The 25,836-nt window shown below is 70.0% G+C and carries 27 protein-coding genes; 18 read left to right on the forward strand and 9 right to left on the reverse strand.

What is annotated here, in order from left to right; translation table 11 throughout:
* Nucleotides 1-52 precede the first annotated feature (52 nt).
* The 5 genes from TSO352_RS15420 to TSO352_RS15440 all read left to right on the forward strand — a co-directional run bounded on the left by TSO352_RS15420 (nucleotide 53) and on the right by TSO352_RS15440 (nucleotide 3,999).
* Nucleotides 53-319 carry a hypothetical protein gene (locus TSO352_RS15420; protein WP_109108164.1) on the forward strand — a complete coding sequence of 89 codons (267 nt, stop codon included), beginning with the start codon at nucleotides 53-55 and terminating at the stop codon, nucleotides 317-319.
* A 274-nt stretch (nucleotides 320-593) separates the two neighbouring features.
* Complete coding sequence (gene sdhC, locus TSO352_RS15425) at nucleotides 594-983, forward strand: succinate dehydrogenase, cytochrome b556 subunit (protein ID WP_109108165.1); 390 nt, start codon at nucleotides 594-596, stop codon at nucleotides 981-983.
* 11 nt (nucleotides 984-994) lie between these two features.
* A complete protein-coding gene (gene sdhD, locus TSO352_RS15430) occupies nucleotides 995-1,390 on the forward strand; it encodes a succinate dehydrogenase, hydrophobic membrane anchor protein (RefSeq protein ID WP_109108166.1) in 396 nt (131 codons plus the stop codon).
* Nucleotides 1,391-1,396: 6 nt separating this feature from the next.
* Nucleotides 1,397-3,181 carry a succinate dehydrogenase flavoprotein subunit gene (gene sdhA / locus TSO352_RS15435; protein ID WP_109108167.1) on the forward strand — a complete coding sequence of 595 codons (1,785 nt, stop codon included), beginning with the start codon at nucleotides 1,397-1,399 and terminating at the stop codon, nucleotides 3,179-3,181.
* 41 nt (nucleotides 3,182-3,222) lie between these two features.
* Nucleotides 3,223-3,999, forward strand: coding sequence for a succinate dehydrogenase iron-sulfur subunit (locus TSO352_RS15440; protein ID WP_109108168.1), 777 nt, complete (start codon nucleotides 3,223-3,225; stop codon nucleotides 3,997-3,999).
* 78 nt (nucleotides 4,000-4,077) lie between these two features.
* Here the strand turns inward: TSO352_RS15440 and TSO352_RS15445 are convergent, their stop codons facing one another.
* Nucleotides 4,078-4,278, reverse strand: coding sequence for a hypothetical protein (locus tag TSO352_RS15445; RefSeq protein WP_109108169.1), 201 nt, complete (start codon nucleotides 4,276-4,278; stop codon nucleotides 4,078-4,080).
* A gap of 234 nt (nucleotides 4,279-4,512) precedes the next feature.
* Between TSO352_RS15445 and TSO352_RS15450 the strand changes: the two genes are divergently transcribed.
* A complete protein-coding gene (locus tag TSO352_RS15450; protein WP_109108170.1) occupies nucleotides 4,513-5,361 on the forward strand; it encodes a branched-chain amino acid aminotransferase in 849 nt (282 codons plus the stop codon).
* Here the strand turns inward: TSO352_RS15450 and TSO352_RS15455 are convergent.
* Nucleotides 5,337-5,645: a hypothetical protein gene (locus TSO352_RS15455; protein WP_109108171.1), complete on the reverse strand. Its 309-nt coding sequence runs from the start codon at nucleotides 5,643-5,645 to the stop codon at nucleotides 5,337-5,339. The genes TSO352_RS15450 and TSO352_RS15455 overlap by 25 nt on opposite strands.
* A 252-nt stretch (nucleotides 5,646-5,897) precedes the next feature.
* Nucleotides 5,898-6,530 carry a helix-turn-helix transcriptional regulator gene (locus TSO352_RS15460; RefSeq protein WP_109108172.1) on the reverse strand — a complete coding sequence of 211 codons (633 nt, stop codon included), beginning with the start codon at nucleotides 6,528-6,530 and terminating at the stop codon, nucleotides 5,898-5,900.
* A 154-nt stretch (nucleotides 6,531-6,684) separates the two neighbouring features.
* Between TSO352_RS15460 and TSO352_RS15465 the strand changes: the two genes are divergently transcribed.
* From TSO352_RS15465 to TSO352_RS15490, 6 genes are all read left to right on the forward strand, one after another.
* Entirely contained in the window at nucleotides 6,685-7,089 is a 405-nt protein-coding gene (locus TSO352_RS15465) for a hypothetical protein (RefSeq protein WP_109108351.1), read from the forward strand.
* On the forward strand, nucleotides 7,086-7,472 hold the full coding sequence (locus TSO352_RS15470; protein ID WP_109108173.1) for a hypothetical protein: 387 nt from the start codon (nucleotides 7,086-7,088) through the stop codon (nucleotides 7,470-7,472). Before TSO352_RS15465 ends, TSO352_RS15470 begins: the two co-directional genes overlap by 4 nt.
* Nucleotides 7,473-7,495: 23 nt before the next feature.
* Complete coding sequence (locus TSO352_RS15475; RefSeq protein WP_109108174.1) at nucleotides 7,496-9,073, forward strand: portal protein; 1,578 nt, start codon at nucleotides 7,496-7,498, stop codon at nucleotides 9,071-9,073.
* Entirely contained in the window at nucleotides 9,066-9,329 is a 264-nt protein-coding gene (locus TSO352_RS15480; protein WP_109108175.1) for a hypothetical protein, read from the forward strand. The genes TSO352_RS15475 and TSO352_RS15480 overlap by 8 nt, the downstream gene beginning before the upstream one ends.
* 50 nt (nucleotides 9,330-9,379) lie before the next feature.
* On the forward strand, nucleotides 9,380-10,198 hold the full coding sequence (locus TSO352_RS15485; RefSeq protein ID WP_109108352.1) for a hypothetical protein: 819 nt from the start codon (nucleotides 9,380-9,382) through the stop codon (nucleotides 10,196-10,198).
* A gap of 204 nt (nucleotides 10,199-10,402) precedes the next feature.
* On the forward strand, nucleotides 10,403-12,766 hold the full coding sequence (locus tag TSO352_RS15490; RefSeq protein ID WP_109108176.1) for an EAL domain-containing protein: 2,364 nt from the start codon (nucleotides 10,403-10,405) through the stop codon (nucleotides 12,764-12,766).
* On the opposite strand, the gene TSO352_RS15495 is transcribed toward TSO352_RS15490, so the two are convergent.
* A complete protein-coding gene (locus TSO352_RS15495; RefSeq protein ID WP_109108177.1) occupies nucleotides 12,750-13,280 on the reverse strand; it encodes a metallophosphoesterase family protein in 531 nt (176 codons plus the stop codon). The genes TSO352_RS15490 and TSO352_RS15495 overlap by 17 nt on opposite strands.
* A gap of 60 nt (nucleotides 13,281-13,340) precedes the next feature.
* Nucleotides 13,341-13,577 (reverse strand): DUF4170 domain-containing protein, encoded by a 237-nt coding sequence (locus TSO352_RS15500; protein WP_109108178.1) that lies wholly within the window; start codon nucleotides 13,575-13,577, stop codon nucleotides 13,341-13,343.
* Nucleotides 13,578-13,818: 241 nt separating this feature from the next.
* Here TSO352_RS15500 and TSO352_RS15505 point away from each other — a divergent pair, with 241 nt between their 5' ends.
* A complete protein-coding gene (locus tag TSO352_RS15505; RefSeq protein ID WP_109108179.1) occupies nucleotides 13,819-14,511 on the forward strand; it encodes a cytochrome b/b6 domain-containing protein in 693 nt (230 codons plus the stop codon).
* 196 nt (nucleotides 14,512-14,707) lie between these two features.
* Nucleotides 14,708-15,838: a cytochrome-c peroxidase gene (locus tag TSO352_RS15510; protein WP_247872120.1), complete on the forward strand. Its 1,131-nt coding sequence runs from the start codon at nucleotides 14,708-14,710 to the stop codon at nucleotides 15,836-15,838.
* A gap of 66 nt (nucleotides 15,839-15,904) precedes the next feature.
* On the opposite strand, the gene TSO352_RS15515 is transcribed toward TSO352_RS15510, so the two are convergent.
* A complete protein-coding gene (locus TSO352_RS15515) occupies nucleotides 15,905-16,333 on the reverse strand; it encodes a cytochrome c (protein WP_109108180.1) in 429 nt (142 codons plus the stop codon).
* Between the two features lie 408 nt (nucleotides 16,334-16,741).
* On the opposite strand from TSO352_RS15515, the gene TSO352_RS15520 reads away from it, so the two are divergent.
* On the forward strand, nucleotides 16,742-17,947 hold the full coding sequence (locus TSO352_RS15520; protein ID WP_109108181.1) for an aspartate transaminase: 1,206 nt from the start codon (nucleotides 16,742-16,744) through the stop codon (nucleotides 17,945-17,947).
* A 103-nt stretch (nucleotides 17,948-18,050) separates the two neighbouring features.
* On the opposite strand, the gene TSO352_RS15525 is transcribed toward TSO352_RS15520, so the two are convergent.
* Both TSO352_RS15525 and TSO352_RS15530 read right to left on the reverse strand, forming a co-directional pair.
* Complete coding sequence (locus tag TSO352_RS15525; protein WP_109108182.1) at nucleotides 18,051-18,257, reverse strand: TOBE domain-containing protein; 207 nt, start codon at nucleotides 18,255-18,257, stop codon at nucleotides 18,051-18,053.
* A gap of 155 nt (nucleotides 18,258-18,412) precedes the next feature.
* A complete protein-coding gene (locus tag TSO352_RS15530; RefSeq protein WP_109108183.1) occupies nucleotides 18,413-20,452 on the reverse strand; it encodes an elongation factor G in 2,040 nt (679 codons plus the stop codon).
* 714 nt (nucleotides 20,453-21,166) lie between these two features.
* Between TSO352_RS15530 and TSO352_RS15535 the strand changes: the two genes are divergently transcribed.
* From TSO352_RS15535 to TSO352_RS15545, 3 genes are all read left to right on the forward strand, one after another.
* The gene (locus tag TSO352_RS15535) at nucleotides 21,167-21,649 is read left to right on the forward strand and encodes a cache domain-containing protein (RefSeq protein WP_109108184.1); all 483 of its coding nucleotides are present in this window, start codon (nucleotides 21,167-21,169) and stop codon (nucleotides 21,647-21,649) included.
* Between the two features lie 78 nt (nucleotides 21,650-21,727).
* Nucleotides 21,728-23,443: a HAMP domain-containing methyl-accepting chemotaxis protein gene (locus TSO352_RS15540; protein ID WP_247872121.1), complete on the forward strand. Its 1,716-nt coding sequence runs from the start codon at nucleotides 21,728-21,730 to the stop codon at nucleotides 23,441-23,443.
* 157 nt (nucleotides 23,444-23,600) lie between these two features.
* Nucleotides 23,601-24,068 (forward strand): Dps family protein, encoded by a 468-nt coding sequence (locus tag TSO352_RS15545; protein WP_109108185.1) that lies wholly within the window; start codon nucleotides 23,601-23,603, stop codon nucleotides 24,066-24,068.
* A gap of 55 nt (nucleotides 24,069-24,123) precedes the next feature.
* Here TSO352_RS15545 and TSO352_RS15550 read toward each other — a convergent pair whose 3' ends face one another.
* Complete coding sequence (locus tag TSO352_RS15550; protein ID WP_109108186.1) at nucleotides 24,124-25,785, reverse strand: sensor histidine kinase; 1,662 nt, start codon at nucleotides 25,783-25,785, stop codon at nucleotides 24,124-24,126.
* Nucleotides 25,786-25,836: the final 51 nt, after the last annotated feature.

A 25,836-nucleotide genomic window follows, 5' to 3' on the forward strand; every position in this document is an offset into this window, starting at 1 on the left:
CTGTGACAGGGTGGCGTCAACCGTTCCCGAACCAAAGCACCGCAGCCCCGGCATGCCCGCCCCGCCCATCGAGGATCTCATCGCCAAGGCGATCAAGGACGCCGACAAGTCCTTCTTCAACGAGGATTATGCCAAGCAGGCCCGTGCCGTGACCGCGGCGCTGAAGAAGGCGGGGTACGAGGTGGCGCCGGTCAAGCCGCCGCCCGGGCTGGTGGAATGGGCCAAGGACAACATTCCGTTCGGCCGCCTGCGCCCGGCGGAACTGATTACGCAGATGTACTCGATGATGGTGGAGAACGTGCGCCGCTTCGACAAGTAGCGGGACCGCAGGATCGGCCGCCGCCGCTGCCCACGGTTGCTGGTAATACCACGGAACCTGAAGGGCGTTTCTTTTCAGCCACTTCCCGCGCTGCGCCAAAATCGTCACACCAGCACTTTCGGCCACCCCCCGCCGTTGACTCGGCTGCTGCGGGAGCGTAATTCATTGCGCCAACCAATAGGACGGAGAACCGTCCCAAAAGGGCACGCACCACCCAGCCGCCGCGGCAATCGTCATGTTGCGCCGCGCCCGGCCGCGAACAGAGGACGACGCAATGGCAAACGGCAGCGGTCGGCCGCTCTCCCCGCATCTCCAAATCTACAAGTTCCAGTGGACCATGGCGCTGTCCATCACGCACCGCATTATGGGCGTGGGGCTGGCCGTGGGCACGCTTCTGCTGACCTGGTGGCTGGTTGCCGCCGCGGTGGGCCCGGACGCCTTCGCGCGGGCCCAGGGCTTCATCGGCTCGTTCTTCGGAATGCTGCTGATGTTCGGCTGGTCGATCGCGCTGTACTACCACCTGTGCAACGGCATCCGTCACCTGATCTGGGACACCGGCAAGTCGCTGGAACTGCCCGACGCCGAGCGTGGCGCCAAGATCGTGATCGTCGCCACGGCCGTCCTGACCGTGCTGACCTGGATCGTCGGCCTGGCCGTGTGGTGAGGAGAGAGAGCATGGCGTCCAACAACAAGACCCTCCGCTCGCCGCTGGCCCACGCCCGCGGCCTGGGCTCGGCCAAGTACGGCACCGAGCATTGGTGGCACCAGCGCCTCAGCGCGCTGGCCCTGGTTCCGCTGACCGTCTGGTTCGTCTTCGGCGTCATCGGCCATCTGGGTGCCGGCCACGCCGCCTTCGTGGCCTGGATGAAGTCGCCCTTCTCGGCGGTCATGATGATCCTGACGGCGGCCGTCACCTTCCACCATGCCCAGGCGGGCATGCAGGTGGTGGTCGAGGATTACGTCCATGTCGAATGGCAGAAGCTGGCGCTGATCATCGCCATCAAGTTCCTGTCCTTCGCGCTGGCGGCGGCCTGCGTGCTCGCCGTCGTGAAGATTTTCATCGGAGCCTGACCGACCATGGCGACCGCTTACAACATCATCGACCACACCTATGACGTCGTCGTCGTCGGCGCCGGCGGCGCCGGTCTGCGCGCCACCTTCGGCATGGCCGAAAAGGGCCTGAAGACCGCCTGCATCACCAAGGTGTTCCCGACCCGCAGCCACACCGTGGCGGCGCAGGGCGGCATCTCGGCCGCGCTCGGCAACATGGGCGAGGACGACTGGCGCTACCACATGTACGACACCGTCAAGGGGTCGGACTGGCTGGGCGACCAGGACGCCATCGAGTACATGTGCCGCGAGGCGATCCCGGCGATCATCGAGCTGGAGCACTACGGCGTTCCGTTCTCGCGCACGCCCGAAGGCAAGATCTACCAGCGCGCCTTCGGCGGCATGACCGCGCAGTACGGCAAGACCCAGGCCTACCGGACCTGCGCCGCCGCCGACCGCACCGGCCACGCCATCCTGCACACGCTCTACCAGCAGTCGCTGAAGCACGAGGCGGAGTTCTTCGTCGAGTACTTCGCGCTCGACCTCATCATGGAGGACGGCGTCTGCAAGGGCGTGCTGGCCTGGAACCTGGACGACGGCACGCTGCACCGCTTCCGCGGCCAGCTGGTCGTGCTGGCGACCGGCGGCTACGGCCGCGCCTACTTCTCGGCGACCTCGGCCCACACCTGCACCGGCGACGGCGGCGGCATGGTCCTGCGCGCCGGCCTGCCGCTGCAGGACATGGAGTTCGTGCAGTTCCACCCGACCGGCATCTACGGCTCCGGCTGCCTCATCACCGAGGGCGTGCGCGGCGAGGGTGGCTACCTGACCAACTCCAACGGCGAGCGCTTCATGGAGCGCTACGCCCCGTCGGCCAAGGATCTGGCGTCGCGCGACGTCGTGTCCCGCTCGATGACCATCGAGATCCGCGAAGGCCGCGGCGTGGGTGAGCACAAGGACCACATCCACCTGCACCTGGAGCACCTGCCGCCGGAGATCATCCACCAGCGCCTGCCCGGCATCGCCGAGACGGCCAAGATCTTCGCGAACGTGGACGTCACCAAGGAGCCGATCCCGGTTCTGCCGACCGTCCACTACAACATGGGCGGCATCCCGACCAACTTCCGCTGCGAAGTGGTGTCGCCGACCGCCGACAACCCCGACCAGGTCGTCCCCGGCCTGATGGCGATCGGCGAGGCGGCCTGCGTGTCGGTCCACGGCGCCAACCGCCTGGGCTCCAACTCGCTGCTCGACCTCGTGGTGTTCGGCCGCTCGGCCGCCATCCGCGCCGCCGAGATCGTCGAGCCGGGCAAGGCCCCGTCGGTCAAGGACAGCAGCACCGACAAGGCGCTGGAGCGGTTCGACCGCATCCGCAACGCCAAGGGCTCGATCAAGTCGGCCGACCTGCGGCTGGAGATGCAGCGGACGATGCAGAACAACTGCGCCGTCTTCCGCACCGGCGAGGTCCTGGACGAGGGCGTGAAGAAGATCGACGCCGTCTTCGCCAAGAAGGGCGAGATGGCGATCTCCGACCGCTCGCTGGTCTGGAACTCCGATCTGGTCGAGGCGCTGGAGCTGGACAACCTGCTGGGGCAGGCGGTCGCCACGCTGCATTCGGCGCAGAACCGTCCGGAGAGCCGCGGCGCCCACGCGCGTGAGGATTATCCGAACCGCGACGACGAGAGCTGGATGAAGCACACCGTCATCTGGGTCGGGGACAATGGCGAGACCCGGATCGATTACCGCCCGGTCCACATGTACACCCTGACCGACGAAGTCGACGTCTTCCCGCCGAAGGCCCGCGTCTACTAAGGCCCGCCGGATAGACCAGCCGGATAGCAAGGATATCAGCCATGGTTGAATTCAACCTGCCAGCCAACTCCAAGGTCGGCGTCGGCAAGACCGTCAACGTCGCGAACGGCGCCAAGCGGGCCAAGAGCTTCAAGATCTACCGCTGGAGCCCCGAGGACGGCCAGAACCCGCGGGTCGACACCTATGTCGTCGACCTCGACAAGTTCGGGCCGATGATCCTGGACGCGATCATCTACATCAAGAACCAGGTCGACAGCACGCTGACCTTCCGGCGCTCCTGCCGCGAGGGCATCTGCGGCTCGTGCGCGATGAACATCGACGGCACGAACACGCTGGCCTGCCTGAAGGCGATCGACGAGGTTCCGGGCGACGTCAAGATCTACCCGCTGCCGCACATGCCGGTGGTGAAGGATCTGGTCCCCGACCTGAACCACGTCTACGCGCAGCTCGCCTCGATCAAGCCGTGGCTGCAGACCCAGTCGCCGGCCCCCAGCCGCGAACGCCTGCAGTCGCCGGAGGACCGCGCCAAGCTGGACGGCCTCTACGAGTGCATCCTGTGCTTCTGCTGCTCGACCTCCTGCCCCAGCTACTGGTGGAACGGCGACCGTTACCTCGGTCCGTCGATCCTGCTCCAGGCCTACCGCTGGATCGTCGACAGCCGCGACGAGATGACGGGCGAGCGCCTCGACAACCTCGAGGACCCGTTCCGCCTGTACCGCTGCCACACCATCATGAACTGCACCAAGGCGTGCCCGAAGGGTCTGAACCCCGCCAAGGCCATCGCCGAGATCAAGAAGCTGATGGTCGTGCGCCGCTGATCGCAGCCGTCGCGTTCGTCGTTGCCACAGGCGAGGCGCCCCCACCGGGGCGCCTCGTTTGCGTTTGGGCGGGTGCTATCAAACGAAGTCCGGGTTGATCGGCTGCGACGGCGGCAAATCGCCGCCGGGGACCGGTGCGTCGGTGGTGCCGGGGCCGCCCGGGTCGGGCAGGTCGGGGTTGTCGGTGATCGGCACGTCGACGACCGGGACATCCTCGTGCGGGCGCGGTTGAGGGTTCGGTGGGGCGGCGTTCAGGCCGGCGCTGTCGGTGATGGGCATCGGTCGCTCCTCTGTGATGGTCTTGCGGTCTTCCCCCACATCAACGGTCCAACCCGCAAAGCGCTCCCGTCTTGTGCAGCGTTCACTTGTGCGGCGGTTGACCGATGGCGACGAGGGGGTATGCTTTCCGGAGGCCGGGATCGAAAACGACGTAGCACGGGCGGCGCGCTCCGGCGGCGCCCGACCGATCGGCTCAACCAATCGGCACAGTCTCAGACGAGGGAAGGACGTATCATGGGCGGCATGGCAGGGCAGGCGTGGAGCTGGATCCAGGGCGAGTGGGTGGAGGGCAACCCCCCGATCGTCGGACCGCTGTCGCACACGCTGTGGCTCTCTTCGACGGTCTTCGACGGCGCGCGCGCCTTCCAGGGCGTGGCCCCCGACCTCGACCAGCATTGCGCCCGCGCCATCCGCTCGGCCCAGGTCATGGGGCTGGAGCCGATGGTGACCGCCGGCGAGATCGAGGAGCTGTGCTGGGACGGCATCCGCCGCTTCTCCAAGGACGCCGAGCTTTACATCCGCCCGATGTTCTACGCCGAGGACGGCTTCGTCGCCCCGGCGCCGGAGACGACGCGCTTCGTCCTGTCGGTCTACGAGGACCCGCTGCCCAAGCCGACCGGCTTTGCCGCCTGCATCTCCACCCGCCGCCGGCCGATCCCGACCATGGCCCCGACCGAGGCCAAGGCCGCCTGCCTCTACCCCAACGCCGGGCTGGCGCTGACCGAGGCGCGCAAGCGCGGCTTCCAGAACGCCATCATGCTGGACGTCATCGGCAACGTCGCCGAATTCGCCACTTCCAACCTGTTCATCGCCAAGGACGGCGTGGTGCGGACGCCGGTGCCCAACGGCTGTTTCCTGAACGGCATCACCCGCCAGCGCATCATCGGCCTGCTGCGCAACGACGGCGTCACGGTGGAGGAATGCACCCTGACCCCGCAGGACGTGCTGGACGCCGACGAGGTCTTCTCCACCGGCAACCACGCCAAATGCGTGCCGGTCACCAAGGTGGAGGACCGCAGCTTCGCCGCCGGCCCCTGCTTCGAGCGGGCGCGGGCGCTCTATTGGGAATACGCGTTCCGCTGATCGAGCAGCAGCGTGACCGCGGCGCCGCGGTGATGGGCCAGCGTGGCGGCCAGGCGGGCCAGCCACGCGTCGGCCCGGCAGGACGTCGCGGTCAGACCGCGGCGGCGCCGGGCTATTGCGAGGCGCGCTTCCGCCGTGAGGTCGGTGTGCAGGCGGAGCGTTGCGGCGCGTTTGAGAGCATCGGCGCGGCTGGGACCGCCGAGCAGGGCGAGGCGAAGCTCGGGCTTCGGCGGCTGGCCGTCATGGGTGCGGTGAAGGCTGTCCAGGCGGGCGGTACGGTCCATGGATTGGACGGTAGCGTGTGGTTGCCTGGGGTGTAAAGGGAAATTTTCCTAGGATAAATGCCGGATCGGAGAGGTATTTGCCCCCTCCCTAACCCTCCCCCGCTCACGCGGGAGAGGGAACTCCGCCGCTCTTTTGCCGAATGTCACGCCGACGAACTTCCTGCCCCTCCACCGCCGAAGGCGGGGGAGGGATGGGGAGGGATGGGGAGGGGGCATCGGCGGTCCATCCGCCTCAGCGCGCAGCCCCCACCCTCACTGGCTGGCCCAGATGATCCGCGCCATCCAGGCGACGTCCGACAGCGGGATGCTGCGGTCGGGGTGGGCGCGGTTGATCGACAGCAGCTCGATCCGGGTCGCGGTTTCGCGGATCAGTTGCTTCGCCATCACCTCGCCGCCCTTGGTGCGGACGACGACGCGGTCGTTGCGGCGGATCTGCGCGGCGGGGGAGATGATGATGGTGTCACCGTCGCGGTACACCGGCTCCATGCTGTCGCCCGAGATCTCCAGCGCGTAGGCGTGCGGGTCGCCCAGGCTGGGGAACAGCAGTTCGTCCCAGCCGCTGCCGGCCGGGAAGCCGGCGTCGTCGAAATAGCCGGCGGAGCCCGCCTGGGCATAGCCGATCACCGGGACCCGCTGCAGTGGATTGGTGCCGGTGCCATCGCCGACCAGGCTGACGAACTCCGTCAACGAGGCGCCGGTGGCGTCCAGCACCTTGGAGATGCTTTCCGTCGACGGCCAGCGCAGCTTGCCGTCGCTGGTCGTGCGCTTGCTCTTGTTGAAGGTCGTCGGATCCAGTCCGGCGCGCCGCGCCAGCCCGGAGGCGGAAAGCCCGTGCTGCGCCGCAAGGCGGTCGATGGCCCGCCAGATGTCCGTGTGTTTCAGCATGGGACGATAATCTCATAAAGCCGCACCCCCGTCCCTAGGAACTTTTTCATAAAGTCGTTGACCGCCGCGGTTGGCCGGAACATAACGCAAACACCGGTGCGGCGCGGCCGACCCGGTCCAGTCCTTGAAAATCCGGCTTCCGATGGAGACCAGCATGCTGAGTCCGGCCACCACCCCTTTGCCCGCCGTTCGGCCGCACCGTTCCGCACCGGCGGTCCCCGAACCCTATGCGGCGGACGGCCAGCCCTTCGACGGCGCGGAGGAGGCGTGGTTCTGGGCGGTGCAGGCGCAGGACGCCAAGGCGGCGGGCGCCCGTGTCGTCGCCGGGCGCGGGCTGGTCGAGCGGCCGTGCGAACCGCAGGACGTCCTGCGGGTGGTCGACCGGCTGTACCGGGCGCGCCGGCTGCAGCGCGACCATCTGCACGTGCTGGTCCATTACGGCCGCCGGCTGAGCGCCCCCGACGCGGAGCGGTTCCGCGAGCAGCGCGCCCACGCCCTGTGGCGCGAAGCCTTCGACGTCATCGCCCCGGCGCTGCGCGACAAGGGCATCGCCCGATGAGCCTGTCGCCCGCCTTCCGCCCGGTGACCGCCTGGGTGGTCTATCGCGGCGAGGCGCCGCTGTGGTGGCTGCGGGTGCTGAAGCCGGGATTCCGCCACTGCCTCGCCCTGCTGCACGACGGGCGGCGCTGGGTGGTTGTCGACCCGCTGGCCGGCTTCACCGACATCGCGGTGCTCGACCTGCCGGCCGGCTTCGACCTGCCGGGCTGGTACCGCGCCCAGGGGCTGACGGTCGACGCCGCCCCGCTGCACCGTCCGGCCGCAGCCGCGCCCTGGGGCCCCTTCACCTGCGTCGAGGCGGTCAAGCGGCTGATCGGGCTGCGCGCGCCCTGGGTGCTGACGCCGTGGCAACTGCACCGCCACCTGTCCCGCCGCCCCGCCTGACCCCCAATCCCCGGAGACCGCCGATGCCCGCCCCGCCTCCCGTCACGCCGAAGCCCCGCAGGACGACGGAGCTGTCCGAGCCCGAAATCCTGCTGGAGCGCTATCGCGCCGCCCGCGAACGCCGCACCGTGTGGGAAAGCCACTGGCAGGACTGCTACGACCACGCGCTGCCCAACGGCCAGCCCTTCCGCGGCGGCGGCACCCCCGGCGAGCGCCGGGTCGACCGGCTGTTCGACGGCACCGCCCCCGACGCGGTGGAGCAGCTTGCCGCCAGCCTGCTGTCGGAGTTGACGCCGCCCTGGTCGCGCTGGTTCGGCTTCCAGCCCGGACCGGCGCTGGTCGGGGCCGAGCGCGACCGCATCGCCCCGATGCTCGACCGCGCCGCCGGCATCGTCCAGGCGCATGTCGACCGCTCGAACTTCGCGGTGGAGATCCATCAGGCATTCCTCGACCTCGTCACCGTCGGCACCGCCTGCCTGCTGATGGAGGAAGCAACCCCCGGCTCGCCGTCCAGCCTGCGCTTCACCGCGGTGCCGCTGGCCGAAGCGGTGCTGGAGGAGGGGCCGGACGGCCGGCTCGACGCCACCTTCCGCCGCAGCGAGGCGACGCTGGCCCAGATCCTCCAGCGCTTCCCCGGCGCCGACCTGCCCGACGAGCTGCGCAAGCGGGCGGCCGACGATCCCGACGCCCGCTTCGCCCTGGTCGAGGCGGTGCTGCCCGACGGCGCCGCCTACCGCTGGGGGGTGGTGCTGGACAGCGGGCTGGCCGATCCGTCCTGGCTGGCGCAGGGCCGCTTCGCCCAGTCGCCCTTCATCAACTTCCGCTGGCTGAAGGCGCCGGGCGAGACCTACGGCCGCTCGCCCGTGATGAAGGCGCTGCCCGACATCAAGACCGCCAACAAGGTGGTGGAGCTGGTGCTGAAGAACGCCTCGATCGCCGTCACCGGCATCTGGCAGGCCGAGGATGACGGGGTGCTGAACCCGGCGACGATCCGGCTGGTGCCGGGCACCATCATCCCCAAGGCGGTGGGCTCCGCCGGGCTGACGCCGCTGGCCAACCCCGGCCGGTTTGACGTGTCGCAACTGGTGCTGGACGATCTGCGCGGGCGCATCCGCCACGCGCTGCTGGCCGACCGGCTGGGGCCGATCGAGTCGGCGCGGATGACCGCGACCGAGGTGCTGGAACGCTCCGCCGAGATGGCGCGGCTGCTGGGCGCCACCTACGGCCGGCTCCAGGCCGAGCTGATGACGCCGCTGCTGCTGCGCGCGGTGTCCATCCTGCGCCGGCGCGGCGAGATCCCGGACATCACCGTCGACGGCCGGCTGGTCGAACTGCAACACCGCTCGCCGCTGGCCCAGGCCCAGGCGCAACGCGACGTCCAGGCGACGCTGCGCTGGCTCGACAGCGTCAAGGCGCTGGGGGCGGAGGCGGGCGCCGCGGTGGACGCGGCGGCGACCGCCCATTGGCTGGGCGAGGCCTTCGGCGTGCCGGCCAAGCTGATGCGGGCCGAGGTCGCAGCTGCCACGCCGCCCGCCCCGGTTCCCGTTCCTCCCACCGCACCGGCGCCCGCACCCGCACCCGTGGTGGTGGCGCATGGCTGAGCGCGCCGGCTGGGACTGGCTGGACGACCCGCCGCCGGGCGGCCCCCGCGCTCCCGCCGCCGATGACCCGGCGCCCAGCTTCGCCCGCTGCTTCGCCGGGACCGACGGCGCGCGGGTGCTGGCGGTCTTGCGGGCGATGACGCTCGACCGCGCGCTCGGCCCCGACGCGCCGGAGGCGACGCTGCGCCACCTCGAAGGCCAGCGGCAACTGGTCGCCGCGATCCTCGCGCTGGTGGCGCGGGGGCGGGCGGCCTGAATTGGGGCCGCCCCTTTTCCTTCTCCAGGACCTGACATGAGGAGTCGATGATGGCCGACAATCTGCTGACCGTTCCCCTGGCACCCGGCGGCGCGGTGCCGCCGGTGCCGGAGAAGTTCCGCGATCCCAAGACCGGCGCCCTGCGTGTTGAAGCGCTGCTGAAATCCTATCTGGAGCTGGAGCGCCGGCTGTCGTCGCAGGCCGCCGCGGCGCCCGCGCCGATGCCGGCGCCGATGCCCGGTCCGGGGGCGGAGGCCACGCTTCCCGACCCGGCCATGGCGAACCCCGTCGACCAAGCTCCGTTCGACCCGGCGGCGCTCGATCCGGGGCAGCTCCGCCGGGCGCTGGGGGCGCCGGACTCGCCGGACGGCTACCGGATCGCCTGCGACCACGGCCTGTTCCAGCCCGACCCGGAGATCAACGGCCGCCTGTTCGAGGCCGGCTACACCCCGGACCAGGCGCAACTGCTCTACGATCTGGCCGCCGAGCGGATGGTCCCGCTGATCCAGCACCTTGCGGCCGAGTTCCAGGCGGAACGCGAGGTGGAGCGGCTGGTCGCCCGCTTCGGCGGCGAGGAGCGCTGGCGCGAGGTGTCGCGGCAACTGCTGGCCTGGGCCGGCAAGAACCTGCCGCCGGCGGCGGTGGAGGGGCTGTCGACCACCTACGAAGGTGTCATGGCGCTCCACGCGATGATGACCGGCAGCGAGCCGGCGGCGCTGTCGATGGCCGGCGCCCGCAGTTCCGGCGGCGGGGGCGAGGCGGAACTCCGCGCCCTGATGCGCGACCCGCGCTATTGGCGGGAGCGTGATCCGGGCGTCATCGCCCGGGTCACCGAGGGCTTCCAGCGCCTCTATCCCAGCCAGCGCTAGGGTCCGGTTGTGCTCGCGCCGGCATGGGAGCTGCCGGCGCGAGGCAATGCGTCGCGGTGCGCAACCAAAGAATGGATTGGACCGCCATTCATGGCGTGTGCGAAGAAAAATTCAATTGCGTGTTTGAAACAAAAGCTCCACTTTCCGCTCCGTGCAACACATCGTCCGTTTATCGAACGGATGGAAGATCGACGCCGGGCCCCGATGACGTTGCGCCGCAAGATACGCTGGCTGACCTGGATCGGCCTGATCGGCTGCCTGATGGCGGCGATCCCCGCCCTCACCCTGCTGCGGCAGGGAATGATCGCGGAGCGCGGGCAGATGGCCGCCGCCCTGGTCGACTCGGCCAAGGGACTTCTGCGCACCCTCGACGACGCGGTGCGGACCGGCACGGTGACGCCCGCCGACGCCCGCGACCGGGCGTTGCTGGCGTTGGGCGCGCTGTCCGCCGCCCCGTTCCACGTCACGGTGTTCACCGACGGCGTCGTCCCGCCGGGCTGGCCGGCGCTCGACCGCTCGGTGACGGCCGAGGGGCGGTTCGAGCCGTGGGGCTGGGCGGTCGGCGCCGCCAGCGACGTCGACGACATCGACCGCGATTTTCGGGTCGAAGCCTCGGGATTCCTGCTGTTCCTGGGCGCGCTGCTGGTGCTGAGCTGGCCGGTGTCGCGCTTCCTGTCGCAGAACGTCGTCGGCCCGCTGGAGGCGCTGTCGGTCCGCATGCGCCAGTTGACCGAGGGGCGGACCGACATCGACATCCCCGGCCGCGACCGCCGCGACGAGTTCGGGGCGATGGCGCGGGCCATGGAGTTCTTCCGCCGCGCCGCCGTCGCCCTGATCGAACGGGACGAGCGGCTGGCCGGCATCATGACCAACGTCAGCGAGGCGATCCTGCTGGTCGACGCCGCCGGCCGGATCGAGGAGCACAACCCGGCCGCCGTCGCGCTGTTCGGCGTCGCCGCCGACGCCCTGCGCGGCCGGCCGTTGCCGGCGCTGTTCGCCGCCGCCGACCGCGCGCGGGTGGACGCGCTGCTGGCCGGGGTGGACGGCAACGGGGACGGGCCGTGGCCGGCGCGGGCGGAAGCGCTGGGGATCGAACGGCCCGGCCCGGGCGGCACCGCCCCCGGCGGGTGCACCCCCGTGGAGCGCATCGACGCGTCGCTCAGCGTGTCGCCGCTGGTGGTGCAGGGGCGCCGCGGCTTCGTCTGCGCCCTGGCCGACGTGACCGAGCGGCTGCGGCACGAGCGCGAGCTGATGCGGCTGGCCACCCGCGACCGGCTGACCGGCCTGCCCAACCGGGCGATGATCGAATCGGCGCTGGAGGCGGCGGTGGTGCGCAGCCGGCGTCATGACCGGCGCTTCGCCGTGCTGTGCCTCGACCTGTCGCGCTTCAAGCTGGTCACCGACACGCTGGGCCACCAGGCGGGCGACGCCCTGTTGCAGGAGGTGGCACGGCGCATCGCCGCCACCGTGCGTGACGCCGATCTGGTCGGCCGCATCGGCACCGACGACTTCGCCGTCATCCTGGAGGAGATCGGCGACACCGACGAGGCCGCCGCCGTCGCCGACCGCGTGCTGGAGGCGTTCGACACCCCGGTGACCCTGTCGGGGTGCGAGCATTACGTCCGGCCGGCGGTCGGCATCGCCCTCTACCCTGACCATGTCGCGGCGGACGAGGCCGACCACCCGCAGGCGCTGCTGCGCGCCGCCGACACCGCGCTCTACGCCGCCAAGCGGATGGGCGGACGCCGCCACGCCTTCTTCCGCCCGGAGCTGGCCGAGCAGGCGCGGCGGCAACTGGCGCTGGACGGCGACCTGCGCGGCGCCCTGGCGCTGAAGCAGTTCCGCCTGCACTACCAGCCCAAGGTGTCGCTGATCGACTTCTCGCTGGAAGGCTTCGAGGCGCTGCTGCGCTGGGAAAAGCCGGGGCAGGAGATGATCCCGCCCGGCGAGTTCATCCCGGTGGCCGAGGAAACCGGCTTCATCGTGCCGCTCGGCGACTGGGTGCTGGACGAGGCTTGCCGCCAGATGCGGGAGTGGCTGGACGCCGGGCTGGAACCGGTGCCGGTCGCCGTCAACATCTCGCCCAAGCATCTGCGCAACCGCAGCGCGGAGGATTTCCGTCGCATTGTCGACCGCCACGGCCTGCCGCCCCATCTGGTCGAGCTGGAGATCACCGAAGGTGCGGTGATGCAGGATCTCGACCACGCGCTGACCGTGCTGGCGGCGCTGAAGGCGATGGGGATCCGGGTGGCGGTGGATGATTTCGGCACCGGCCATTCCAGCCTGAGCTACCTGAAGCGGCTGCCGATCACCACGCTGAAGATCGACCGCTCCTTCATCAACGGCGTCCCGCAGGAGCGCGAGGACGCCGGCATCGTCTCCACCATCATCGCCATGGCCGACATGCTGGGGCTGCATGTGGTGGCCGAGGGGGTGGAGAAGACCGAGCAGGCCAATTTCCTGCGCCACCACAACTGCACCCAGGTGCAGGGCTGGCTGACCGGCCGCCCGGTGCCGGCCGATGCCGCCGGCGGCCTGCTGGTGGACCGGCTCAAGCAGACGGCGTAAGCGCCGCCGCCTTGCGGCGCGGGCGCGGCGTCATCAGCTCCGCCAGCGTCACCGGGCGGAAGCTCCAGACATCGACGCCGACGTCGATCTGCCGGGGTTGCGGCTTCAACTGGCCGTGGCTGTGGCCGTGCAGGTTCAGCGCCTTGCGGTGCATGCCGTTCCAGGTGCGGAAGGCGTAGTGGCACAGCACCAGCTCCACCCCGTCCAGCGTCAGTTCCGCGTAATGCTGCACGCTGGCCCAGCCGGGCAGCGCCAGCGTCGCCGGGCCGTCATTGTTGCCGGCGATCAGGTGCTTGGTGCCGTTCAGCCGGTCGAGCAGCGCGGCCATCGCGTCGGGCTTCATGTGCAGGGCGAAGTCGCCGAGGTGCCAGACCTCGTCGTCGGGGGCGACGGCGGCGTTCCAGTTCGCCTCCATCGCCGCGTCCATGGCGGCGGTGGACTCGAAGGGGCGGCGGAAGCGGCCGCGGGCGCCGCCATGGCCGAAATGGGTGTCGGAGGTGAAGTGGACGGTCATCGGCCGGTCAACGCGGTGGCGGGGCCGACGGTTCCCCGCCGGCTCCGCCACGAGCCGGCGTCAATGCTGGTGATCGCCGGCCGCCGGATCGAGGAAGCGGTGCAGATGCACGATGTAGTAGCGGGTGTGGGCGTCGTCGATGGTCTGGCCGGTGGCGCCGCGCCATGCCTTGTAGGCGTCCTCGTAGCTCGGGTAGATGCCGACGACGTGCAGCTTCGACGGGTCGACGAACTGGTCGGAATCCGGGCGGACGAGTTCGCCGCCGAACACGAGGTGGAGGAGCTGTTTGTCGGGCATGGCAGGGTCCTTTTTTGTCCGGGGGGTGAACGGGATGCGATTGGTATCGTTGAGCCGGTATCCGGCTGATGCGTCGCATTCTCATATCCGCCGCCCGGGCGGTGCATCAAGCCTGTTGACTCCGGATTCGACCTGCGCCACCACGGAACCGCGACGTTTTCAGGACCAGCGCAAAGAATCCGCCTCTTTGCCGCAGATGACGGACGCCAGGAACACGGCCAAACACTGCGAGGAACGAGCGATGCCAAGTGGTCATACCGCGACTCGGGAGAAACACCGCCGCGAGGTTCGGGTCTGGGACCTGCCGACCCGCCTGTTTCATTGGGCGCTGGTGGGTGCGGTGGCGGTCGCGGTTCTATCGGCCGAGCTGGATGTGCTTTCCGTTCATATGTTGGCGGGCGAAACAGTTCTGGCTCTGGTGCTGTTCCGGCTGGCCTGGGGCGTGGTCGGCAGCCAGACCGCGCGCTTCGCCGATTTCGTGAAGGGGCCGCGCGCCATCCTGGACTATCTGAAGCGGGCGAGGGCCGGGGGCGAGGCGGCCTTCACCCTGGGCCACAACCCGCTGGGTGCGCTGATGGTGGTGGCGCTGCTGCTGGTGCTGCTGGTGCAGGCGTCCAGCGGCCTGTTCGCCAGCGACGACGTCCTGGTCGATGGGCCGCTGGTGCCGCTGGCCTCCGGCGCCGTCGTGTCGGCGCTCAGCACCGTCCACCGCGTGCTGGCCAACGGCATCTTCGCGCTGGTCGGCCTGCACGTCGTCGCGGTGTTCTTCTACCTGCTGGTCAAGAAGGACAATCTGATCCGCCCGATGGTCACCGGCCGCAAGGCGGTGCCGGTCCCGGTGACGGAGCCGCGCCGTGCCCCGGCGGCGCTGGCGCTGGCCATCCTGGCGGCGACGGCCGGGCTGGTCCTGCTGGTGCTGCGCGCCGCGTCCTGACCCCTCGGGTCCGGCCTATGCCGTTGGTTGTGTGCGACAATGCGCCGTCTGGGGTTGGACGGCGTCTTGTCTAGAATGACTCCAGATTGATCCGCACCAAAACCAATGACAGCGGCCCGATTCCGGGACCAATCGACCTGCGACCGGTCGAAATGGCAGGTTGTGGGTGACGTGGCCGCGCCGGGGGACATCACCCATGAACGCGCTACCCGAACGCGGCCTCGCCGCATCCTTGAGACATGCGCTGATCGGCAGGGCCGCCGCCCTCGCCACCGCCCTTGGGGCCCTGGCCGTCGCCGGCGCCGCGCTGGCGGCCGACCCTGCGTCCGCCCCGTCCGCGAACGGTCCGTCCGACACCCTGATGAGCCGCGCGCGCGAGCTGTTCAAGCCGCTGCCGGCCACCCTTCCCGTGGTCCGCAACAACGCCGTCACCCGCGAGAAGATCGACCTGGGCAAGATGCTGTTCTTCGACCCGCGCCTGTCGGCCAGCGGCATCTTCTCGTGCAACAGCTGCCACAATCTGGGGCTCGGCGGGGTGGACGGGCTGGAAACCTCGGTCGGCCACGGCTGGCAGAAGGGGCCGCGCAACGCGCCGACCGTGCTGAACGCGGTGCTGAACGTCGCCCAGTTCTGGGACGGCCGGGCGGAGGACCTGAAGGCCCAGGCCAAGGGGCCGATCCAGGCCGGGGTGGAGATGAACAGCACGCCCGACCGCGTGATGGCGGTGCTGAACAGCGTCCCCGCCTACAAGGCCAAGTTCGCCGACGCGTTCCCGAACGAGACGACCCCCGTCACCTTCGACAACGTCGCGATGGCGATCGAGGCGTTCGAGGCGACGCTGACCACCCCCGCCGCCCCGTTCGACCAGTATCTGGAGGGCAAGGCCGACGCGCTGACCGCGACGCAGAAGGCCGGGCTGGGGCTGTTCATCGACAAGGGCTGCGCCGGCTGCCACAATGGCGTCAACGTCGGCGGCCATGACTATTTCCCCTTCGGCGTGGTCGCCAAGCCGGGCGCCGAGATCCTGCCGCCCACCGACAAGGGCCGCTTCGCCGTCACCAAGACCGCCGACGACGAGTATGTCTTCCGCGCCCCCACCCTGCGCAACGTCGCGCTGACCGCGCCCTATTTCCATTCGGGCAAGGTGTGGGACCTGCGCCAGGCGGTGGCGGTGATGGGATCGAGCCAGCTCGGCGCCACCCTGACCGACCAGGAGATCGACTCGATCACCGCGTTCCTGCAATCGCTGACCGGGCAGCAGCCCCGGGTCGAGTACCCGCTGCTGCCGGCCAGCACGCCGGCGACGCCGCAGCCGGTGTTCAAGTAACCTCGGGGCATGAAAAACCCCTCCGTCGCGGGGGCGGCGGAGGGGTTTCTCGGGCCGGCGTCCCGCTTATTCGGAGCGGTAGCGCTGGTGGCAGGCCTTGCAGCTGTCGGCCATCGCGCCGAACGCCTTGGCCGTCGTCGCCTTGTCGCCCGAGGCGGCGGCGACCTGGAGCGCCTTGGCCGAGGCCTGGAGATCCTGCGCCTTGGCGGTGAAGTCCGGGAAGTTCGCCCAGATCAGCTCCTTGGCCGCCGTCTTGCCCTTGTCGGAGCCGGGCGGGAACAGGCTGGGGATCGTCGCGGCGAAGGCGTCGATGCGGCCCGCCACCGGGCCGACCGTGGCCAGATCGCCCTTGCCCACGGCGTCCTTGATCTCGCCCATCGCCTTCTTGTAGTCGTCGAACCCGGCCTTGCGGGTCTGGATGACGTCCTGCGCCAGGGCGACGCCGCCGGTCAGCATCAGCGCGGCCGACGCCGCCAGCACAATACGGGAAAGCATCACGATACGCGTACCCTTCATCGGTTGAAGCCCCTGGCGTGACCTTACACACGGCGATGCCGACGCTGTCAAGTGAAGTGGGCGGACTGTGACCCGCCTGTCCTAGCGTTCATTTGTGTCATAAGCAATAATCCTGGCCGGAGCGGTGCCATTGTCTGCGCCGCACCGTGCTTCTCCGGCCGCGTTGCTTGGCCGCGCCGGCCGACATTGCGGCGGCTTCCTTTTGGTGCGGTCGTGTCACCGGGCGGAAAAACCGCCGATCCCGGCCGAATTCCCGGCCGAACCGGCCTTGCCACGGGCCGGGAGCGGAAGTAAGGTCCCGCGGCGCGCCCTGCCCGGATGGTTGGGGCCGCGCGCCCACGGTCTTCCGCCCTACCGCCACCACAAGCCCTGAGGGGGCCCATCGCCATGTCGATCATCGCGTCCCGCCTGTCCCGCATCAAGCCGTCGCCGACCATCGCCGTGACCAACAAAGCCCGCGAGCTGAAAGCGGCCGGTCGCGACGTCATCGGCCTGGGTGCCGGCGAGCCGGACTTCGACACCCCCGACAACATCAAGGCCGCCGCGATCAAGGCGATCGAGTCCGGCGACACCAAGTACACCGCGGTGGACGGCACGCCCGCGCTGAAGAAGGCGATCTGCGCCAAGTTCGAGCGCGAGAACGGCCTGAAATACACGCCGGAGCAGATCACCGTCGGCGTCGGCGGCAAGCAGGTGCTGTACAACGCCCTGATGGCGACGCTGAACCCGGGCGACGAGGTCATCATCCCGGCGCCCTACTGGGTCAGCTACCCGGACATGGTGGAACTGGCGGAAGGCACGCCGGTTGCCGTCTCCTGCCCGGCCGAGCAGGGCTTCAAGCTGCAGCCCGCCGACCTGGAAAAGGCGATCACGCCGAAGACCAAGTGGCTGATCCTGAATTCGCCGTCGAACCCGTCGGGCGCCGCCTACACCCGCGCCGAGATGAAGGCGCTGACCGACGTGCTGGTCAAGCACCCGCATGTCTGGGTCATGACCGACGACATGTACGAGCACCTGCTGTATGACGGCCTGGAGTTCGTCACCCCGGCCCAGGTCGAGCCGTCGCTGTACGACCGCACCCTGACGGTCAACGGCGTGTCGAAGTCCTACGCGATGACCGGCTGGCGCATCGGCTACGCCGGCGGCCCGAAGGACCTGATCAAGGCGATTGGCGTCATCCAGAGCCAGTCGACCTCGAACCCGACCTCCATCGCCCAGGCCGCCGCCGTCGAGGCGCTGAACGGCCCGCAGGACTTCATCAAGGAGCGTGCGGAGGTGTTCCGCCAGCGCCGCGACCTGGTGGTGTCGATGCTGAACCAGGCCACCGGCCTGCACTGCCCGAAGCCGGAAGGCGCCTTCTACGTCTACCCGTCCTGCGCCGGCACCATCGGCAAGACGACGCCGGACGGCAAGGTGATCAAGACCGACGAGGATTTCGTCACCTACCTGCTGGAGTCGGAAGGCGTCGCCGTCGTCCAGGGCTCGGCCTTCGGCTTGGCCCCGCACTTCCGCATCTCCTACGCGACCTCGACGGAAGCGCTGGAAGAGGCCTGCAAGCGCATCCAGCGCGCCTGCGGCAACCTGCGCGGCTGATCGCTGCGGCGCTGTTGATGAACGAAGGGCCGGCACCGCAGGGTGCCGGCCCTTTTCGTTTGGGCGCTCGGGGAGGGGGCGTCTATGCGCCACCCGCCGGGAATCACTTCCCGATCAGCACGTCCGACGCCTTGATGATGGCGGTGACGCTGTCGCCGACGGCGAGGCCCAGATCCTCGACCGTCTCGCTGGTGACGGTGGAGGTGATGATGGTGCCGTTGCCGACGTCGATCTTCACCTTGGCCGACACCGGGCCCTTGTCCACGGCGGTGACGGTGCCCTTCAGTTGGTTGCGCGCGCTGAGCTTCATCGGATGCGGTCCTTATCGCCAAGGGATTGCTGCGCCGCGACATGCGGACGACGGAAGCTTAAGCCCGGCCATCGTCATATCCAACAGGAAGCAGCGGAACCCCCCTGCCGCTGCCCGGCCCTTGGGCAGCGGCAGGAGGCGCTGTAGTCGATCGGCTATTGCGCGGCCAGCAGCTCCCGCCGGATTTCCACCGCGCGGTCGGCCGCCTTGCCGACCACCTCCTGCAGGCGTTCGAACTCGGCGCTGTAGCTGCCGACACCGAAGGTCAGCGACCGCAGCTCCACGATCAGATCCTGCATGTCGGACTGCGGCATGCACGCCTTCACCTCGTCCCAGCCGGGCCAGCCCGGCCGCGCGTCGAAGCCCATCAACTGGCCGCGCCGGCCGCTGACCAGCCGCTGCACCTTCGGCGTGAAGGCGCTGGGCACCGCGATGGTGACGGTCAGGATCGGCTCCAGCAGCACTGGCTCGCAGGCCGGCAGCGCCTCGGCCATCGCCTGCCGCGCCACCGTCTTGAACGCCATGTCGGAACTGTCGACGGCGTGGAACTGGCCGCCGGTCAGCGTCACCGCGAAGTCGACCACCGGGAAGCCCAGCGCCCCGCGGGCCGCCGCCTCGCGCACGCCGGCCTCCACCGCCGGGATGTACTGGCGCGGCACGCTGCCGCCGACCACCGCGTCCTCGAACCGGATGCCCTCGCCGCGGGGCAGCGGCCGGATCTCGACATGGATGTCGGCGAACTGGCCGTGGCCGCCGGTCTGGCGCTTGAAGCGGGTGTGATGGCTGGTGCCCTTGCGGATCGTCTCCTTATACGGAACCTGCGGCGGCTGGCCCTTGACCGCGACGTTGAAGCGGCTGCGCAGCCGGTCCATCGCCAGCTTCAGATGGACGTCGCCCTGGCCCCACAGCACCAGCTCGCCGGTTTCCGGCGACAGCTCCAGGGTCAGCGACGGGTCCTCCTCGCGCAGCTTCTGCAAGGCGGCGGACAGTTTCACCTCGTCGTTGCGGTTCTCGGCGCGGAGCGCCAGCCCATGCACCGGGGCCGCCGTTTCCGGCCAGTCGGCGGGCGGGCCGAGGTTGGCCTTCTCGGTCAGCCGGTCGCCGGTCGCCGCCTTGTCGAGCCGGCCCAGCGCCACGAGATCGCCGGCCATGGCCTGCGGCACCTTGGTCTGGTCGCGGCCGAACAGCTGGAAGATGCCGGACACCCGCTCGCCGCCCAGCGCCATGCCGTCGGTAACGGTGCCGCGCCACACCCGCGCGAGGCTCAGCTTGCCGGCGTGGGAGCCCATCATGGTCTTCACCACCTGCGCCGTGGCCGCCGTATCCTTCGGGGCGTCGATGCGGGCCGCGGTGACCGCCACCTCCGGCCCCTCGTGGCGCAGCGCCTTCAGCAGGCGGCGCACCCCGTTGTCGTTCTCGGCCGAGCCGAAGAAGACGGGGACGATCAGGTCGTCGGCCAGTTCGTGCGCCAGCGTCTCGTACAGTTCGGTGCTGTCGGGGGCCATGTCCTCCAGCAGCTTTTCCAGCAGCGCGTCGTCGAAATCGGCGGCCGATTCCAGCATCGACTGCCGCGCCTCGCTCTCCCAGTCGCGGGCGCTGTCGGGCAACGCCACGAGGTCGGAGGGCTTGTGCGGGTTGAAGCGCCACGCCCGCTCGCTGACCAGGTCGACCAGCCCGGTGATCTGGCCGTTCTCGCGCAGCGGCACCTCGCGCAGCACCAGCTTGCGGGTCGAGACCTCCTGGTAGGCGGCGACGACGTCGCGCACCCGCAGGTCGCCCAGCCCGTCGATCTTGTTGATGAACAGCAGGTGCGGGATGCGGTGGTCGTCGAGGAACTTGAACAGCGGCGCCAGCAGCACCGCCTTGTCGGGCGCGGCTTCCGCCACCACGACGGCGATGTCGGCGGCCATCAGCGCCGCCTGGGCCTCGCCCGCCAGTTCGACCGAGCCGGGGCAGTCCAGGATCGACCAGCGCTCCCCCAGGTAATCGAAGGAGGCGACGTTCAACTCGGTGCTCATCGACCGGGCCTTCGCCTCGGGCGCGCTGTCGCCCACGGCGTTGCCGTCGCGCACGCTGCCCTTGCGGGTGACGGCGCCGGCGGCGAACAGCAGGCTTTCCAGCAGCGTCGTCTTGCCGGCCAGATAGGGGCCGACCAGCGCTGCGCAGCGCGCCGTCCGGATTTGCGTATGCGGCATTCACACCTCCCGTGATTCCTCTGCCCGTGATTCCTCGGCCGCGGGTTCTTCGGGCCATCGATGCGTTGGGCCGTCTTCGCGGACCGCCGGGCCGGACGTCGTGCACCGGACGGCGAGCGGCCTGTTCGCCTGTGGCGTCGGAACTCTTCAGACCTACCAAGATCCGCGAAAGAGGGGCGGCGGTGGCGTGTCCTTGCGGCCCGACCCTCGTGGAACGCGCTGTGGGCGATGCCGGCGGCGGAAAAGCGGCCGAAAACGCGGCGAATCCGGGGCCGGCAGGGCGCCCGCAGCGGACTTGATCGATGGTCCACCCGAACGACGGCCCTGTCGATGGAAAAAAGGGGCGGCAAACCGTCACGCACGGGGAACGGCCGACGCGGGTGCGGCCATGGCGCGTCGATTCGCCGCAAGCGGCGCGTCACGCCCGGCTCCGACAACGGCGGTCCGGCGGGATGCCGGCGTAAACGCTTCAAATTGAAGGGACTCGCCGGTCCGGAACGCTTGGGCCCGCGGTTGGTTGCGCGATTGCTATATTGCAATGCAATATGACCGTAACGAAATCCGACCGACAAACAGACGAAACCTTCTGGTAGTACCGTCGCGGGCAACAAGCCGCAAACGCGAATGTGACCACGCGATGCAACGCGGCTGAACAACGTTCAACGGGCCGGCCGGTGACACGTCGGTGGGCCCTTATCCTTGGGGAAAGAGCACATGCGCCTGTGGTTCCGCTTGCTGGTGGCCGGCCTGATCTCCGTCGGGTCCGCCGTCTCCGCCCCCCTGTCCACCCCGGCTTTCGCCGAAGAGGCCAAGCCGACGCAGGAGGACGCCAAGGCCATCACCCTGAAGGCCGCCGACCTGATCGCCGAAAAGGGGCTGGACGACGCCGCCAAGAGCTTCAACGCCGATGGCCCGTTCAAGCATGGCGAGATCTACGTCAACGTCATCGACTTCGCCGGCGTGTGGAAGGTCTATCCGCCGCGCCCGGCCGGCGTCGGCCAGAGCGTCATCAACGTCAAGGACCCCGATGGCCGTTTCATCGTGCAGGACGTGCTGGCGGTCGCCAAGGACAAGGGCGAGGGCTGGGTCGAGTACCGCTGGCTGAACCCGGCCAGCAACAGGATCGAACCGAAGATCACCTATGTGAAGCGTGTCCCCGGCCAGGAACTGGTCGCCTACGTCGGCATCTACAAGTAACCGCGCTCGGGGCAGGCCGGTCGCCCGGACAGACCACCGTCCGGGGCGGCCTTTCGGGGCGGCGATAGGGGGGGGGTGATGATGAACGGCGGTGTCTTTGCGCGGCTGTCCGGCCTGTCGGTGGCGGGGCGGGTGTTCGTGGCCCCCCTGATGGGGATCGTCCTGACGGTGGCGGCGCTGGCGCTCGCCGACCGCGAAGCGGAGCGGGCGCTGACCGCGATCGACGGCATCCACCGCGAAGCGGCGGATCGGCTGGGTCAGGTCGACCGGCTGGTGGCCATCGCCTCCGTCATCCACAGCGACGTGTCGCGGCACCTGGCGCTTTCCGGCTCCGGCATCGAGGAGGCGAAGCTCCAGGCGATGCGCGACGCCATCGCCGCCAATCAGGCCAAGGCGCGCGCGACCATCGCGGCGCTGCGGGCGATGCCGCTGTCCGAGGCGGAGCGGGCGATGCTGGACGATGTGTCGGCCCGGCTCGACGCCTACGCCAAGGCGGTGGACGAGATGAACCAGATGGCGGCGATCGACCGCCTGATCGGCATCCCGATGATGGCCCACACCGACGACCGGTTCGCCGCGCTGACCGGCCGCATCATGGCGGCGCAGGAGGCGATCGGCCGGTCGACCGCCGCGGCGACCCAGGCGACCCGCGACGCCGCCGCCGACGCGCGGCTGCGCTTCGCGCTGGTGATGGCGGGGCTGCTGCTGGCGATGATGGCGGGGGGCCTCGTGCTGGCGCGCTCCATCACCCGGCCGCTGCAGCGGCTGTCGCGCAGCACCACCGACCTCGCCGCCGGCCAGCTCGACACCGTGGTGGAGGGCGGCTGGATGCGCAACGAGATCGGCGCCATGGCCCGCGCGCTGGAGGTGTTCCAGTCCAGCGCCCGCGAGGTCGAACGCCTGACCGCCGAGCAGGAACGCCAGAAGGCCGAGGCCGAGGCCGAAAAGCGTCGCGCCATCCGCGAACTGGCCGACCTGTTCGAGGCCCGCGTGGCGGAGGTGGTGCAGCAGGTCGGCGCCGGCGCCCATCAGGTGCGCAGCAACGCCGCCGGCATGCTCGACCGTGCCACCAGCGCAAACCGGCAGGCCGCCACCGTCGCCGCCGCCAGCGAACAGGCGGGGGCCAGCGTGCAGACCGCCGCCGCCGCGTCCGAGGAGATGTCGGCCTCGATCGCCGAGATCGGCGAACAGGTCCGCCGCTCCTTCGAGATGGTGCGCGGCGCGGTGCGGGCGGTGGAGGAAACCAACGGCCACGTCGTCGGCCTGTCCGACGCCGCCGCGCGCATCGGCGAGATCGTCGGGCTGATCAACTCGATCGCGGCGCAGACCAACCTGCTGGCGCTGAACGCCACCATCGAGGCGGCGCGGGCGGGCGAGGCGGGGAAAGGCTTCGCCGTGGTGGCGAGCGAGGTGAAGAACCTCGCCACCCAGACCGCCAAGGCGACCGAGGACATCGGCACCCAGATCGCCGCGATGCAGCAGGTGACCGGCGCCGCCGTCGCCGCGATCAAGGGGGTGGGCGACACCGTCGTCGGCATCGACGAGATCGTCGGCTCGATCGCCGGCGCCATGGAACAGCAGTCCGCCGTGACCCAGGAGATCACCCGCAACGTCCAGGAGGCGGCCACCGGCACCCAGGAGGTCACCCGGACCATCGCCGGCGTGTCGGCCAGCGCCGGCGAGACCGGCACCGCCGCCGGCGAAGTGCTGCGCGCCGCCGAACTGCTCGACGGCCAGGCGGTCACGCTCAACCGCGAGGTCAAGAACTTCATCGGCCGCCTGCGCCAGGGGTGAGCGGGGCCGGAAGGCCGGCCCGCGAAGTTTGGTCGCATCAGTCTTGAAACCTTCCTCCTGCGCCCAAGCTGTTGTCCGGAACCGCGGGGCGGCGGCCGGTGACGGCCGCGTCGGCGCCGGGGCATGATGCAGGACCAAGACAAGAAGGATCGAACGCATGAAGATCGACATCGGGATCTCGGACGCCGACCGTAAGAGCATCGCCGAAGGTCTGAACAAGGTTCTGGCCGACACCTTCGCGCTCTACATCAAGACCCATTCGTTCCACTGGAACGTCACCGGGCCGATGTTCAACACGCTCCACACCATGTTCATGACCCAGTACACGGAGCTGTGGAACGCGCTGGACGAGATCGCGGAGCGCATCCGCGCGCTGGGCTATCCGGCGCCGGGCAGCGTCTCGCAGTTCGCCGAACTGGCGTCGATCAAGGAAGAGGCGGGCGTTCCCAAGGCGAACGACATGATCCGCCAACTGGTCGAGGGGCATGAGGCCGCCGCCCGCACCATCCGCGGCGTCTTCCCGGCCGCCGAGCAGGGCAGCGACGAACCGACCGCCGACCTGCTGACCCAGCGCCTGCAGATCCACGACAAGACCGCCTGGATGCTGCGCAGCATGCTGGAGTAGCCGCTCCGCGGCTCTTCCCGCCGCGGACCCTGCCGCGGCGGGGCGTTGACCGGGGTTACGCCGCCGATTTGGCGTGGCGGGCGGGCTGGTTGGGGATCGACAGGGTGAAGATGGTTCCGTTGTCGCGCTCGATCTTCAGCGCGGCGCCGGCCTGATGCGACAGGGCCTGGACCAGGTTCAGGCCCAACCCGCTGCTGGCACCGCCCCGGCTGGGACGCTTGTGCTGGCTCGGCATGCCGGCGGGAAGGCCGACGCCGTCGTCGCGCACGATCAGGCGCATGCCGTTCTCGGCCCCTTCCAGCACGACGCGCACGGTGCCGGGGTGCCCGTGCGGGAAGGCGTGCAGCAGGGCGTTCGACACCAGTTCGCTGGTCGCGATGGCCAGCGGCGTGGCGCGGTCGGCGTCGATGATCCAGTCCTCCGCCTCCAGTTCCAGCCGGGCGGCGGTCGGGTTGTCGGACCGCACCAGCCCGTCGCACATCTGCCGCAGCGCGTCGGCGAAGTTCAGGTGCGCCGGCTCGTCGGAGCGGTGGAGCAGTTCGTGCAGCAGGCTCATGGTCTGGATGCGGCGCAGGCTCTCGTCGAAGCCGCGGCGCGCCCGCTCGTCGATGCGGGCGGCCTGCAGGCGCAGCAGGCTGCAGATCACCTGCAGATTGTTCTTCACCCGGTGCTGGACCTCCTTCAGCAGCACCTCCTTGTCGGTCAGCGCCAGTTCGAGCTGGGCGTTGGCCCGCTCAAGCTGGGCGGTGCGCTGGTGGACATGCTCCTCCAGCGTGTCGTAGGCGTGCTGCAGGGCGTCTTCCGCCTCGCGCTCGCGCCGCGCCCGCTGGATGGCGAGCGCGCCGATCACCGCGACGGTGGCGCAGGCGGCGGCGGCGAAGGCGGCGTAGATCCACAGCCGTTCGCTCCAGCGGGTCAGGACGCTGTCGGTGGCGATCGTCACCACCGCCGACAGCCCGGTGTCGCCGACCGGGCGGGACACCATGATGTCGTCGGCGCGGCCCGCACCGGCGTTGCTGCCGTCGTCGGTGCCGCCGCTCTCCGGCTCGCGCAGCAGCGCCGTGCCGTCGGGCCGGGTCAGCGCGATGCTGTGGCCGTAGCCGACGTCGAGCGAGCGGTAGACGTCGCGCAGGGCGCGGGCGTCGAGCCCCGCAACCGCCCAGCCGCGCGGCGCCCCCGCACCCGGGGTGTCGGTGCCGGGCAGCGGCTGCGACAGGGTGATGACCGGCCGCCCGTCCATTCGGCCGTCGCCGATCGCCCGCTTGGTGGCGGTGAGGGCCGGCTGGGTGTCGCCGCCGGGGGCGCGTCCGTCCGTCCGGCTCGCCAGACGCAGGGCGCCCGACGCGTCGCGGATTTCCAGCCCGACGACGTGGGGGGCGCTGGTCGCCAGCAGCGCCATGCGCTCCCGCGTGGCGTCGTCGTCGGGCAGCGGCGCACCGGCCGGGCCGGCCAGCGTGGCGGTCTGGGTCAGCAGCAGGTCACCCGATTCGAACAGGCGGGAGGCGTGCTCCGCCACCAGCAGGCCGATGTTGCCGGCCACCCCGGTGGCCTGCTGGATCGCCTCGTTGCGGTCGCGCCAGGCGAAGACGGCCGACAGCCCGATGGTCAGCAGCACCGCGGCCGTGCAGGCGATCAGGACCAGCGCCGAACCGGGAAGCCGGTAGAGCGGGGACGGGTGGGAACGCAGCGCGCGCAGCGGCATCGTGTCGGCAACCATGTGGAATTCGGCCAGTTCATGCTATCCGGAAACGGTAACACCGTCCGGCGG

Source organism: Azospirillum sp. TSO35-2, from assembly GCF_003116095.1.
Lineage (GTDB): Bacteria > Pseudomonadota > Alphaproteobacteria > Azospirillales > Azospirillaceae > Azospirillum.

Coding starts and splice junctions, on each gene's coding strand:
- sdhA (WP_109108167.1), top strand. CDS start 1,397: ATGGCGACCGCTTACAACATCATCGACCACACCTATGACGTCGTCGTC.
- TSO352_RS15465 (WP_109108351.1), top strand. CDS start 6,685: ATGCTGAGTCCGGCCACCACCCCTTTGCCCGCCGTTCGGCCGCACCGT.
- TSO352_RS15445 (WP_109108169.1), bottom strand. CDS start 4,278: ATGCCCATCACCGACAGCGCCGGCCTGAACGCCGCCCCACCGAACCCT.
- TSO352_RS15420 (WP_109108164.1), top strand. CDS start 53: ATGCCCGCCCCGCCCATCGAGGATCTCATCGCCAAGGCGATCAAGGAC.
- TSO352_RS15475 (WP_109108174.1), top strand. CDS start 7,496: ATGCCCGCCCCGCCTCCCGTCACGCCGAAGCCCCGCAGGACGACGGAG.
- TSO352_RS15515 (WP_109108180.1), bottom strand. CDS start 16,333: ATGCTTTCCCGTATTGTGCTGGCGGCGTCGGCCGCGCTGATGCTGACC.
- TSO352_RS15520 (WP_109108181.1), top strand. CDS start 16,742: ATGTCGATCATCGCGTCCCGCCTGTCCCGCATCAAGCCGTCGCCGACC.
- TSO352_RS15455 (WP_109108171.1), bottom strand. CDS start 5,645: ATGGACCGTACCGCCCGCCTGGACAGCCTTCACCGCACCCATGACGGC.
- TSO352_RS15485 (WP_109108352.1), top strand. CDS start 9,380: ATGGCCGACAATCTGCTGACCGTTCCCCTGGCACCCGGCGGCGCGGTG.
- TSO352_RS15545 (WP_109108185.1), top strand. CDS start 23,601: ATGAAGATCGACATCGGGATCTCGGACGCCGACCGTAAGAGCATCGCC.
- TSO352_RS15470 (WP_109108173.1), top strand. CDS start 7,086: ATGAGCCTGTCGCCCGCCTTCCGCCCGGTGACCGCCTGGGTGGTCTAT.
- TSO352_RS15510 (WP_247872120.1), top strand. CDS start 14,708: ATGAACGCGCTACCCGAACGCGGCCTCGCCGCATCCTTGAGACATGCG.
- TSO352_RS15480 (WP_109108175.1), top strand. CDS start 9,066: ATGGCTGAGCGCGCCGGCTGGGACTGGCTGGACGACCCGCCGCCGGGC.
- TSO352_RS15540 (WP_247872121.1), top strand. CDS start 21,728: ATGATGAACGGCGGTGTCTTTGCGCGGCTGTCCGGCCTGTCGGTGGCG.
- TSO352_RS15505 (WP_109108179.1), top strand. CDS start 13,819: ATGCCAAGTGGTCATACCGCGACTCGGGAGAAACACCGCCGCGAGGTT.
- TSO352_RS15500 (WP_109108178.1), bottom strand. CDS start 13,577: ATGCCCGACAAACAGCTCCTCCACCTCGTGTTCGGCGGCGAACTCGTC.
- sdhD (WP_109108166.1), top strand. CDS start 995: ATGGCGTCCAACAACAAGACCCTCCGCTCGCCGCTGGCCCACGCCCGC.
- sdhC (WP_109108165.1), top strand. CDS start 594: ATGGCAAACGGCAGCGGTCGGCCGCTCTCCCCGCATCTCCAAATCTAC.
- TSO352_RS15450 (WP_109108170.1), top strand. CDS start 4,513: ATGGGCGGCATGGCAGGGCAGGCGTGGAGCTGGATCCAGGGCGAGTGG.
- TSO352_RS15440 (WP_109108168.1), top strand. CDS start 3,223: ATGGTTGAATTCAACCTGCCAGCCAACTCCAAGGTCGGCGTCGGCAAG.
- TSO352_RS15535 (WP_109108184.1), top strand. CDS start 21,167: ATGCGCCTGTGGTTCCGCTTGCTGGTGGCCGGCCTGATCTCCGTCGGG.
- TSO352_RS15490 (WP_109108176.1), top strand. CDS start 10,403: ATGACGTTGCGCCGCAAGATACGCTGGCTGACCTGGATCGGCCTGATC.
- TSO352_RS15530 (WP_109108183.1), bottom strand. CDS start 20,452: ATGCCGCATACGCAAATCCGGACGGCGCGCTGCGCAGCGCTGGTCGGC.
- TSO352_RS15550 (WP_109108186.1), bottom strand. CDS start 25,785: ATGGTTGCCGACACGATGCCGCTGCGCGCGCTGCGTTCCCACCCGTCC.
- TSO352_RS15495 (WP_109108177.1), bottom strand. CDS start 13,280: ATGACCGTCCACTTCACCTCCGACACCCATTTCGGCCATGGCGGCGCC.
- TSO352_RS15460 (WP_109108172.1), bottom strand. CDS start 6,530: ATGCTGAAACACACGGACATCTGGCGGGCCATCGACCGCCTTGCGGCG.
- TSO352_RS15525 (WP_109108182.1), bottom strand. CDS start 18,257: ATGAAGCTCAGCGCGCGCAACCAACTGAAGGGCACCGTCACCGCCGTG.